Here is a 1,137-nt window from a genome sequence, read left to right on the forward strand (position 1 = left end):
CATCCTATGTTTGTATATATGATGAATAAAGTTATTAATTCTTAGATTCGGGAATTAATAATAAAGGGAGAAAGAGCAAGACAACTATTTGTCATTTGTCATAAAGACCGTTCGGAATGCTTGTCCCTTTCTCCCAGTGCTTAAATTTTGAACAGTTCATTAGGCCTTGAGCCTGTATTTAGGATCGATAAAATAAAAGCACTTCTTAAACTATAATCTATGGATAAATTTATTGGAATTGACATTAGTAAACAAACCTTTGATGTTTCTTTTTCCAAAAAGGATCAGCAGGTATTTAAAAATACACGTAAAGGGTTTGAAAGGTTTTTAAAACAAGTAAATGATAATACAGGTTTGGTCATGGAGGCCTCTGGACCTTATTACCTAAGTCTTGCAAATTTCATGTATGATAAAGGTTTCAAGGTTTATGTGGTAAACCCTCTAAAGATTAAACGCTTTAGTCAGATGAATTTCAATCGTGCTAAGACAGATAAAAAAGATGCAGAAGTCATACGTGGTTATGCACTAAAGATGCAAGAAGATTTGAAAGGATGGAAACCAGAATCGAGACAGATCAAGGAGATGAAACAGCTTCATACTGCTCTTGAGCTGTTAAATAAACAATTAACTCAGGTTCGCAACCAGTTGGGAGCTTTTAAAGATAGTGGGTCTATCTGTAAGGAGTTGAAAACAAGTTATCAAAGCATACTGAAAAAGCTAGAAAAGGAAAAAGATAAATTAGAGAGTAAAATGTTGAAAATAGGAAAAGAGGAGTATCAGCAGACCCTTAAATCATTAACATCCATTCCTGGCATTGGTAATAAAACTGCCATTATGCTTATCGCTATGACTTCAGACTTTGATAAGTTTGAACACTACAAGGAATTGATTGCCTATGTAGGTTTTAGCCCTAGAATATATCAATCTGGCACCAGTATAAATGGCAAGGGGCATATATGTAAAATGGGAAAGGCACAAATCCGAAAATTACTGTACATGTGCAGTTGGACTGCAAAAAAGTATAATAAGGGCTGCGTGGAAATGTATGAACGTTTAAAGAAGAAGGGCAAGCCTGAAAGAGTAATAAAAATAGCACTAGCAAATAAACTTTTAAAACAAGCCTTTGCTATTGCAAAA

General features: G+C 34.3%; 1 protein-coding gene. It reads left to right on the forward strand.

Translation table 11 applies throughout. The annotated features are described in order from the left end of the window. Nucleotides 1-219: 219 nt before the first annotated feature. On the forward strand, nucleotides 220-1,137 hold a 918-nt coding region (locus PGOND44_RS14840), incomplete at its 3' end, for an IS110 family RNA-guided transposase (protein ID WP_003446900.1).

The organism is Psychroflexus gondwanensis ACAM 44 (assembly GCF_000355905.1).
GTDB classification, from domain to species: domain Bacteria; phylum Bacteroidota; class Bacteroidia; order Flavobacteriales; family Flavobacteriaceae; genus Psychroflexus; species Psychroflexus gondwanensis.